Origin of the sequence: Cyanothece sp. BG0011, from assembly GCF_003013815.1 — a bacterium.
Taxonomy (GTDB): domain Bacteria; phylum Cyanobacteriota; class Cyanobacteriia; order Cyanobacteriales; family Microcystaceae; genus Crocosphaera.
This window is the reverse complement of sequence record NZ_PRLH01000027.1, coordinates 1-10,919: the sequence shown is the minus strand read 5'-3', so window position 1 is coordinate 10,919 and position 10,919 is coordinate 1. Positions and strand designations below refer to the sequence as shown.

The window sequence follows — 10,919 nt, the reverse complement described above, 5'->3', positions numbered from 1 at the left end:
ATCGAGTCAACAGCGATCGCTTAATCACATATTCATTCAGAAGATGAGGGTTATCACTGTATTCTCCCTCATCTAAACACCCGATTAGCTAGTTTCTGTTAGCTAATTTAAGATGTATTTGCCTTCTCTTAAAATATAGGATCATAATAAATGGATGCTCAACAACTCAGTTTATTTGACCAACCACTACAATCATTACAACAAAGAGACAAACTAAAAACAGACAAATCACAAGATGAAAGTGAAACCAGTAAGATTTGTATGTTAGTGTCTGCATTGTCAGCAAAAGTTTGTAGTTTAAACATTCTAGAAATTTTATCTCATTATCCTGAAGCAGTAGTGATCGCACAATCTTTGGGTGATTCACGCTTGCTAAGACAGTTAAATCTAAAAAAAGCTAAATCTACTCAACCTAGAAAACAATTAAAAGAACTGAGAATTGAAGACAAAAGGGTTATTTATGAGAATCACGATATTGGTCAAATTCAGCTATTATATAAACCTCCTTTACCTGGAGAATTACAAGCAAGATTAGCTTACGAAAGTATTATTGATAGATTTTTAGAGTATTTACAAAAAAACTATAAAATTCCTGTCATTCAGGAAAGTGATTATCACATTTCAATTTTCATTCCTAAAACACAAGAATCTATAGATTTAACAGAGAGTTGGAATAAATTTATCAAAGAAATTGCTTTTTCTAAAGATGGAGATGTTAAGCAAACTCTATCTAATTTAAGACAAACATTTATTTTAATGCTTAAGAGTGTTACTTTAGCAGGGAGAGGATTTAGTACCTTAGAAATCCCTATTATCAATCGAGATCAAGCAATTATTTTAGCTTCTTTATACTTTGCAGTTTGTCAACAAGTAAAAAAACGTCAAGATGATCGCCAAATTAAAATTAACAATATTAATAACAAGATTAATTTTCTTACTGAAGACATTGAGAATACAGAATTAGATGAGAAGGAAAGAAAGAAAAAAAATAAGGAATTAGAAGCCGAAACAAAACAATTGAAAAAAGAACAAGAAATGCAGGATAAGGAAGAAAAAAAATATAAAGAATCTTTTCAGAAAGGCATAGATAAAATATTACAAGAGCAATCTATTTACTGGAATGAAATTCAAGCTATTGATTTAGAGTTAGATCATAACGGTTTGAAAAAAACAGAAATAAACAAATTTAAAAAACAAAAAACGAAACTGAATTCGAAAATAATTTTTAGTGTAGAGTCCATTGCTACTAAACAACAATTACTTGAACAATCGCAAGGAAATCCTTTTGAATTTATTAGACTAGATATTGAACAAAATCCCGACAAATTTACAGATATTATTAATCTAGCTAAATCTTTCAATAAATCAGCAACTGAACAAATTAATTCAACTCGTGGTGATATTTTTACACAATGTATTATAGAAATGTATCGTTTATTAGAAATGACTAAATTTGATGAAATACCTAAACCTTTACTAACAATAAAACCTAGACCTGTAGAAATGCGAACAGCAGGAGATGATGGGAAAGAATTTTGTTATTCCTGTGGTGTTGCTTTGGATAAAAAAAGTTCTCAATGGAAAGTCGCTAGATTCATGTTTGAAAGACCTTCTCAGCGTCGTCAATCCTCATCTAGTGAAGATAGACCTTATATCTGTTCTTGTTGTTCCGTATTGTCTTTTGCTTCACCCTTAAAGGTAACAGATGACAGTATTATCTTAAAACTAGAATCTAAATCATTTCTAAAAACTTCTTATTTTAAAAATGATTCTCAAGTTAAACAACTGAAATTAAAAGATTATATAAGAGGATGGGTAACGGGAGAAATGGACATTATTTCTGGTAAATATTTTATTCTTAATTCCCAAAAAGAGAGAACATCCGGTGATTGGGCATCTCAAAAATTAGGATTAAAGCAATATGCTTTAGCCAAGATAGCTTCAAAATTCCCTCTTGAAATTCTATCTGATTGGATCTTTAAACTTTACCTACAAAGTAGTCAACCATTAACCTTAGAAAATCGACAATTAATATTTATTAAAGGCTTAATGGAAGGATATAGTCAGACTATTGTTACTAAAGGAAATAAAGGACAAGAAATTAACTTAAAATTAGGAGATGCTATTCGTTATGTTCAGCAAGACTTACCCTCCTTAGCAGATTATACACTGCTAAAATATTCTAGTGTTTCTAATCGCTTATTATTAGAACAAGTTAGAGAAAAGTATTATCAAACCATTATCTATGACCTTGAAAAAAAAGGAGAAGACATGAAGAGAGATCCCTTGTGGAGACGTTACAAACTTTATGAAGATGTGGCAGCATTAACAGGTTTAACTTACGCATTTGCTCAATCTTTAGAAAGTACAGCAAGAAAAATGATGAAACCTGAAGATGCAGAACGAGAAGTTAGTAAATTAATTGAGCAAATTGATGATCCTATTGCTTTTGGCTATTATGCCACATTGGGCGATGAAAAGAAAACCAGTGTTCAAGCGAGACTTTATCATAATTCTGACAATTATTTTATTTATGATCAAGCCAAAATACTTCTTGAAAACAAATTAGGAATTTCTTCGAGAGAAGAAACTGATAAAGATGGTAAAAAATGGCTTCAATTGTATGCTGATGACTTAACTAAAGCTTATGCTTACTTTGCTAATCCTGAGCTAGAAAATAATTATGCACAAGAAAAAGATTGGAGGGATTTAACTTATAATCTCAAACTTTCTCTTTACACTCGTTTTCCTGAATTAGTTCGTAAACTTTCATCTAAAGGAGATAATTAATCATGGCAAAAGAAACTACAACAACTACAACAACTGGATTACCATTAGCAGATAGTCAACGCTTACATTTTGATATTTACGCTATTCTTGAAGGCTCTCAAGAACTTTATTTAGGTCATGAAGTACAAGTTAATGTTAACTTAGTTGAAACTGTTAAACTTAGCACGAAAGATGGACAAGAGATTGAAAAATGTTATCTTTCACCAACTAAAAGACGAGGTGTTGAACGTCGTTGTTTACTGTGGTCGCCTGTAAAAAGTGGTGAGTTATTATCTGATAAATTGGACTGTGGTATTCCTAAAACTTGTGCTAAGGTTGATTGTCCAATTTGTAGCGTTTATGGAGGTTTAATTGCAGGTAACAAAACCTTAATTGGTAGGGTTACTCATGGAGGAGGCGTTGCTATTCAAAAAATTTATCCCGAAGAAAAACAAAGAGCAATGCACCCTTCCCGTTTAGCAAGTCCAGAAGAAGGGAAAGATGAAACCCCAATTCCTTTCAAACGACAATATAATCAACCAGGTATTTTATATCCTGTTTCTAATCATGCTTTAAGCATTACCGAACCTGATTTTTATGCCGTTGCTTATGCTTTTTTAGATTCCCTTCCTCGTATTGGTTCAGGAAACCCGAAAGGAATTGCGATCGCAGAACATGAAAATACTCCTCTTTTAGTTGTTGATAAATATCTTTCTCCAAGAGGAAAACGTCCTTTGATTTCTCCTTCTCAAACTGACCCTCAACAAGCAATTTCTGATTTCCTACGATTAGCAAAAGGGGAGGAAGACACTAACCATATTCAAGCATCTCACTTTGATCGCTGGATTGGAGATGAAGCTTTAGAGAAATTACAAGATTACGCTGGCCAATTTGTTGACACCGTTCTCCAAGCATAAATTATGTATTGTTTGACCTTTAAAATTCGTCCAACGGCGGCGATGACCTTTCGTATTTTACCAGGATCAATTCTTAATATCGCCACTTATCCTTTTGTCCCTCCGACCACCTTATCAGGGTTTCTTCGACGGTTAGCAATGTTAAGTCATGGATTGGATCTTCCTGAAACAACTATCAATAAAAATAAGCCACCTTACTATACATTACCTCGTCATTGTGTAACATTAGGTGCATATCCTGTTAATAAAGCATATAGGGGTGTTCATCGCACCTATCGTAAAGGAATGCGTTCTTTTAATCATGATACTTTTTCTAGACTTTATGTTGAAAAAGGAGAAAATTTCCAATTACATACTTGGGAATATTTTATTACTGATGAATTAGTTGGGTATGTGGTTAGTGAATCTCAATCTAGTTTAGAATCTTTATCAAATTTAGAGTCTTTTGGTTGTAAATTAGGTAAAGAAGGATTTGCTGTTATTGAGGAAGTTTCATCAATCATAAAATTACAACGAGAGAAAATTTCAGCACATCCATCAACTATCGTTCCAATGGAAGCTTTATTAAAAGAAAATAATTTTGTTAATGGATGTGATATTTACAATCTTTATCGTTATGATTGGTCGATTAATGAGCAAATAGATAATGGAATAGGCTTATTAGATCAAGAGCGGTCACGCTTTGCGTGTGCGACTGCATCGCCTATTAATGGTTTCATTCCTTTTGTCGCAGCTTACTATCCTAAAGAATCTGAACCTTTACCTACTTTAGAGTTTTATACAGACGGAATAATTAATATTCCTACGTCATTGGTAAATCTTTTATCAGGAGAAAAAGTTAATGCTTAAATGTCATGATTTTGCTCGTCTATTTTTCCGAACAAATAATAGAGAATGTATTCCTGATGTAATTCTATTTCAACCTGGGGGTAATCATACTGGTAATGTTAGAAAATTAGTGAATAAGTGGCAATTTCCCGAACATTCTAATTTACGTCGTAAACGAGTATCTAAAGGTACTGGTTTACATGATGTGGGAAAACCACCAAAGTTTTCTATAAAAATTGAATTTAAGAACGGAAAACCTCAGTTAACCTATTCATTTTCTGGACATCGTTTTGTAGCTGAATGTTCTTATGATCCGTGGGTAGAAAAACTAGCTAGAGGACATCATGATTATTCAGTTCACGATATTTGTAGAGATACGTATATTTTAAAAAGTATGATTAATCAAATAGATGAAACTAATCCTCTTTGGAAAGTAGCAAAAACTTATTATCAAGACTTATCTTTGAATCCGTTAACCTATGCACAAGAACTATATATTTTAGAAATGTGTGATCAAATAGAAGCAGAGATTGCTTGTCGTTTTTATGAAGATGATCAGCAAGCCGAATCCCGTGCTTTTATGAATTTTAATATTACCCACGACGTAAAGAATAAAAATCTTTTTTATATAGACCCTTGGAACTTTGATGATAACGAGATTGAATTAACTTTAGCTACTTGGTCAATGCCTCTTACTCAAGAAGTTAGAGATAAAATTGAAAATAGTTTACCAGAAGATAAACAAAAAATTAGTCAAGAATTACAATTAGATGTAAAAAAATGGTGGGAAAGTCAGCCTAAAAATTTACAAGCTACCAAGAGTAAAGTTATCTTAAAACCTTTACTTAATGAAAAAATAAGAAAAGTTGATGCAACCCAATTGTATCAAAAATTTAGAGAATTTACTCCTAATCCAATGCAACAAGATTTAATTTCTGTGTTAAACCCAGAAAGTAATCCTAACCCATCATATATATTAAAAGCCCCCACTGGAACTGGAAAACTTGAGGCTGTCTTAATCCCCAGTTTAGCTTATGATTATAAATTAATTCTTGTGTTACCTACGAAGAGTTTACTAGAAGATCATCGACAAAGAATTGAATCATATTTAGTCCAATTTTCTGCTCTTTCAGTTAATCAAGGTCGAGATTTATCCTTAGTTATTGATACAGGAACACAAATGACTCGATATATTTTTAGAAATGGAGAAAGAAAACAACCGAAAAACAATCCTCGCCGTCATCTTTATAAAGGAAATATTATCTTAACGACTCTTGATAAATTTATGTATCGATATTTTGGCTATGGTGATAAACAAAAATCATTTATTTTTCCTTATCGTATCAATCAAGATAATACGTTAATTTGCTTTGATGAAGCTCATAGCTATGATAGTATTTCCTTTACTAATTTTTGTGGTTTAGTAAAAGCCTTATATGAAGCAGGAAGATCCCTCATTTTAATGACAGCAACCTTGCCAGAAAAACAATTAGAAAGATTTGATTATCTCCGAGAGGATATTATTGACTATATAGATAATGGGGAGAACCTGAAGAACTTAAATATTTTCTTAGAACAAAAATTAAAACAGCCCTTTACTAATCAAAAACAGTTTAAATGGATTCAAGATATTGATTATGATATAAAATCACCAGATTCTTTTCAAGGTGCTTTCACTAAAATTATTCTCAATAATTGGCAATCTAATCCTAAACAGAGAATTATTGCAATAGTTGAAACTGTAAAAGATGCCGTCGCTATTTATCAAAATCTGAAAAGAATATTAGAAATAAAGAATAATGAGCAACAACGATTTTTATTTCTTTATCATGGAAGAATCCCAGATATTCCCAAAGATTCTGAATTTTCTAGAACCAGTATTTATCAACAAATTAAAGATAGAGATGAGAATAATCGACCTTATATTGTTGTTACAACAAGTGCGATTGAAGTTGGTTGTGATTTAAACAGTACACTGTTAATTACTCAAATGTGTAATCCTGAGAACTTAATTCAACGTGCTGGACGTTGTAATCGAAAAGGTGATATTCCAAACTCTCAAATTATAGTTATTGGTAATAGTATCCCTGAATTTACCAATAGCTTAAATGATGATGAGTTTGAGCAGTACAAAACGGTGTTAGACACTCTTAATGGGAAAAAATTTGATGCTACACTTCTTATGAATTGTGTTTCTACTCAACAGCAAGTAGATGATTATCGAGTAGTTGAACTATTTTCTATGTTGCACGATTATGTTTATAAAGCTGATTTAACCTGTCAACCTTCTCATGAAAAGGGATTAGTAATTACTCGTAGTTGGACTCCATCGGTCACTTTAGTTTACGATGATGGAGAAACAGATATTAATCGTGACTTAGAAAAAAGAATTTCTACATTACCCCAAATTACTATTGCTGTTGATCGTTTAATTTTTAAAGAAGATAAAGACACAGGAGAAACGAACAAATATAACAACGTTGATGTATATGAATATATATACAATAAAGAAGAAACTCGATGGAAATTAGACCCCTTAAAGTATTGGGGACAAGCTTACAAAAAAGATATTGTTATTATCATAAACAAAGAACATAATGGAGCAATTCATGGAACATCCAAAACCTATGAATACGTTCCAGAGCTAGGTTTTGTCAAATTACCTGGTGTCTTTATAAAATGGAAACCAATAGGTAACGAAGAAAGACTTCAATATAAAACGAAGGAAGATAAATCTGTTGTAATTACTTATATTAAAGCATTATCAAATGATTAAAATCATTCACAGTTGATAAGAATTAATATCAATAATCACAGCCATACTTTTGTTGCTATCAGTAACGGTAAACAAAAATAAGAACTATTAACTAAAATGCCTCACAGTCTAGTCATTAACCTTACTCCCTTATCCCCTATTTCTCCTAATTACCTCAACGGGCGACACATACACGCACTTTTTCTTACTTTAGTTAGTCATGTTGATCAACAATTAGGAAACACATTACATCACTCACAATCTGATAAAGCTTTTACTCTTTCTCCTTTACAAATCATTAGAAGAAATGCTAATTATCACAATCTTAAATGGCTTCATTATAAAGCTATTCCCCTGGTACGTCCTGTTGGTTTCGAGTTTCTTTATTGGATGATACCTTATTTAGTCAATTAACTCAATTATGGCTTAATCTTAATCCTAATCAACCTTGGCATTTGGGGTCAGCCGATTTACAGATTACTAGCATTTTAGGCACTCCTCAATCAACACAACCTTGGGCAAATGCTTGTCCTTATCAACAATTATATGAACAAGCATCTTCAACAGAACGCACTTTTAAATTAACTTTTGCTACTCCTACTGCTTTTCGTCAAGGAAAATATGATACGCCTCTTCCTACTCCTGAATCTGTCTTTAAAAGTCTCTTAAATCGGTGGAATAAATATAGTTCTCTTAAAATCACCGACTTCACAATAGATAATTTATTTCCTAGTTGTTTTGATATTCAGACTCAAATCGTTACTGACTCTCGTAGTAAATTTATTGGTTGTGTTGGCAAGGTTGAATATCGACTATTAGGAGAAGTTGACTCTTTACAAATCAAACATTTTAATGTGTTAGCTGATTATGCTCTTTATTGTGGTATTGGACGTAAAACAACTATGGGAATGGGAATGACAAGAAGAGTTGTTAATTAACCTTTTTGTTGCTTATTAAATTGACATAATTATCTTTCCCTTTATTAAGGATTAACTATCATGACAGACTACATCCAGATCGCTTCTCTTAATCATTACGCTTATTGTCCTCATCGTTGTTGGTTAATGTTTTGTGCTTCAGAATTTATTGATAATCAATATACTATTGAAGGAACCACTTTACATGAACGAGTACATACAAATAGTGAAGAGAATCGAGGAGGTACTTATCAAATCAGGGCAATTTGGTTAAAGTCTGAACGCTATCAACTGATCGGAAAATCAGACTTAATTGAAGAAATTCATGGTCAACTTTATCCCATTGAATATAAAAGAGGTAAAAAAGGTGAATGGGATAATGATGAATTACAAGTTTGCGCTCAAGCTCTTTGTCTAGAAGAAATGACAAATCAATCAATTAATACAGGATACATTTATTATGCTCATTCTCATCAACGTCAAGAAGTTCCAATTTCTGACTCTTTACGAAAACAAACTATTATGACTATTAATTCTATTCAAACTATGATGAAAACTGGAAAAATGCCTCAAGCTAATTATACGAAACGATGTAAAGGCTGTAGTCTTTATTCTCATTGTTTACCCCAAGCTGTCAAAAAAGTTAAAAGTTATCGAGAAGACAATTAAATCTATCAATTATCAACCATTTACTATTCACTATTAATTATTAACCAAAATGGGTACTGCTTACATTACACAAGAAGATGCTTTTATTGGCAAAACTGATGAACGTCTAGTTATCAAAGCTGATAAGAAAAAGCTGTTAGATATTCCTTTCTTAAAAGTTGATGGTGTTGTAGTTTTAGGACGTGCAACTCTATCACCTGCTGTTGTCAGAGAAATATTAGAACGGCACATTCCTTTGAGTTTTCTAACGGTAACTGGTAAATATTTAGGACGACTTGAACCTGAAGTTACTAAGAATATCTTTGTCAGAAAAGCTCAATGGCAAGCGATGGGTGAATCCCCCAAAGCTATTCATTTAGTTCAAGGTTTTGTTAGAGGGAAACTCAAAAAACTATCGTAATAGTTTAATGCGTCGTCAACGAAATCATGAACATCTGGATCTTAGTAAAAGCCTTACTAAACTTGAACAGGCGATCGCTCCTATTAATGAAACGACTTCTATTAATTCTTTAAGAGGATTAGAAGGGGCTGGTAGTGCTGCTTATTTTGGCTGTTTTAATGAGTTGATTACTAATAAAAACTTTCAATTTACTCATCGTAATCGTCGTCCTCCGACTGATCCTGTTAATGCGTTACTTAGTTTTGGATATGCTTTATTACGTCATGATATTCAAAGTGCTATTAACATTGTTGGCTTTGATCCTTATTTGGGTTATTTGCACGTTGAACGGTATGGTCGTCCCTCTTTGGCTTTAGATTTGATGGAAGAATTTCGTCCTTTAGTGGTTGATGCTGTTGTTCTTAATGCTATTAATCATGAACTCCTTAAACCTGAAGATTTTGAACAAGAATCTCTCAGTAAAGCCGTATCTCTTAAGAAAGAAAGTTTGAAAATATTTTTGAGACTTTATGAACAAAAAAAACAGTCAAAATTTAAGCATCCTGTTTTTAAAAGACAATGTACTTATCAAGAGTCTTTTGAATGGCAAGCTCGCCTCATGGCTAAGTATCTTATGGGGGAAACTGATAAATATCCCCCACTAATTCTTAAATAAGATTTTTTTTGCCTAAACTACTCACTATCAATTATTCACTATCATGTTTGTCTTAGTTAGTTACGATATCACTGAAAATAAACGCCGTAATAAAATTCATGAGATTTTGAAATCTTATGGTCAATGGGTACAGTATAGTATCTTTGAATGTGATTTAACTGAAACTCAGTATGCTAAACTCAGGCATCGGTTAAGTAAATTAATTCAAGGAGACATGATAGTATTCGTTTTTACTTCCTTTGTCAGTGTTGTCAAGGTAAAATTGAACGTATTGGTGGAGAAATGCCCAGAGATAATACTATTTTTGTCGTTTGAGATTTTTGCGCTACGAGGTAGCTGTACAAATGAGTAAATTTCTAAAATGACCTTTAACCCTTATGAGGCCAAGCTTAGAGATTATTTCTCTCTCTAAACCTCAAGCGCATCAGTCACAGCAATGGTTTCAGCGATTTTATGATATGATAGATAAAAGTCAAGCCCAGTTTTTTTACTCTGAAGCGCAAATGTACCTTGAAAACCTCATAATATATGGCTTTCAGCGTACCGCCGTTTCAACTATTAGTAATCCCTATGAGGGATTGAAACTGAAAATATGACCAGCGATGGCACAAACTTAACCGTTTCAACTATTAGTAATCCCTATGAGGGATTGAAACTAACTGGAATATCACCGACGCTGAACTTGATAGAAGCGTTTCAACTATTAGTAATCCCTATGAGGGATTGAAACTTTGACTTATAGCTTACAACTAAGTGATTTAAACTATCGTTTCAACTATTAGTAATCCCTATGAGGGATTGAAACAATGCTTGATAATACAGGAGATGAGAAAATAAAAAGTTTCAACTATTAGTAATCCCTATGAGGGATTGAAACAACGAGTGGTTTATTCAAGGTTAGTGCCTAAAGGGTTTCAACTATTAGTAATCCCTATGAGGGATTGAAACAAGGTTCCTCGTAAACCTAAGACTTTACTTGCTAAGGTTTCAACTATTTAGTAATCCCTAT

At 32.5% G+C, this 10,919-nt stretch carries 5 protein-coding genes, 3 pseudogenes and 1 CRISPR repeat array; all 8 genes and pseudogenes read left to right on the top strand.

Annotation, left to right across the window (positions count from 1 at the left end):
- The first annotated feature begins 150 nt into the window (after nt 1–150).
- The 8 genes and pseudogenes from C4E06_RS04910 (at nt 151) to cas2 (ending at nt 10,225) form a co-directional block, all read left to right on the top strand.
- Nucleotides 151–2,790: a hypothetical protein gene (locus C4E06_RS04910; RefSeq protein WP_107667070.1), complete on the top strand. Its 2,640-nt coding sequence runs from the start codon at nt 151–153 to the stop codon at nt 2,788–2,790.
- A gap of 2 nt (nt 2,791–2,792) precedes the next feature.
- Nucleotides 2,793–3,686 (top strand): hypothetical protein, encoded by an 894-nt coding sequence (locus tag C4E06_RS04905; RefSeq protein ID WP_107667069.1) that lies wholly within the window; start codon nt 2,793–2,795, stop codon nt 3,684–3,686.
- Between the two features lie 3 nt (nt 3,687–3,689).
- The gene (locus C4E06_RS04900) at nt 3,690–4,535 is read left to right on the top strand and encodes a hypothetical protein (RefSeq protein ID WP_107667068.1); all 846 of its coding nucleotides are present in this window, start codon (nt 3,690–3,692) and stop codon (nt 4,533–4,535) included.
- Between the two features lie 109 nt (nt 4,536–4,644).
- A complete protein-coding gene (cas3, locus tag C4E06_RS04895) occupies nt 4,645–7,290 on the top strand; it encodes a CRISPR-associated helicase Cas3' (RefSeq protein ID WP_198648321.1) in 2,646 nt (881 codons plus the stop codon).
- Between the two features lie 96 nt (nt 7,291–7,386).
- A pseudogene (gene cas6, locus C4E06_RS04890) lies at nt 7,387–8,207 on the top strand (CRISPR-associated endoribonuclease Cas6).
- A gap of 60 nt (nt 8,208–8,267) precedes the next feature.
- Nucleotides 8,268–8,855, top strand: a complete 588-nt coding sequence (cas4, locus tag C4E06_RS04885; protein WP_107667066.1) for a CRISPR-associated protein Cas4 — start codon at nt 8,268–8,270, stop codon at nt 8,853–8,855.
- A 49-nt stretch (nt 8,856–8,904) separates the two neighbouring features.
- Nucleotides 8,905–9,910: pseudogene (gene cas1d, locus C4E06_RS04880) on the top strand (type I-D CRISPR-associated endonuclease Cas1d).
- A gap of 43 nt (nt 9,911–9,953) precedes the next feature.
- A pseudogene (cas2, locus tag C4E06_RS04875) lies at nt 9,954–10,225 on the top strand (CRISPR-associated endonuclease Cas2).
- A gap of 233 nt (nt 10,226–10,458) precedes the next feature.
- A CRISPR array of direct repeats spans nt 10,459–10,858; the repeat unit is 37 nt; unit sequence GTTTCAACTATTAGTAATCCCTATGAGGGATTGAAAC.
- Between the last annotated feature and the right edge of the window lie 61 nt (nt 10,859–10,919).

Coding starts and splice junctions, on each gene's coding strand:
- C4E06_RS04910 (WP_107667070.1), top strand. CDS start 151: ATGGATGCTCAACAACTCAGTTTATTTGACCAACCACTACAATCATTA.
- C4E06_RS04905 (WP_107667069.1), top strand. CDS start 2,793: ATGGCAAAAGAAACTACAACAACTACAACAACTGGATTACCATTAGCA.
- C4E06_RS04900 (WP_107667068.1), top strand. CDS start 3,690: ATGTATTGTTTGACCTTTAAAATTCGTCCAACGGCGGCGATGACCTTT.
- cas4 (WP_107667066.1), top strand. CDS start 8,268: ATGACAGACTACATCCAGATCGCTTCTCTTAATCATTACGCTTATTGT.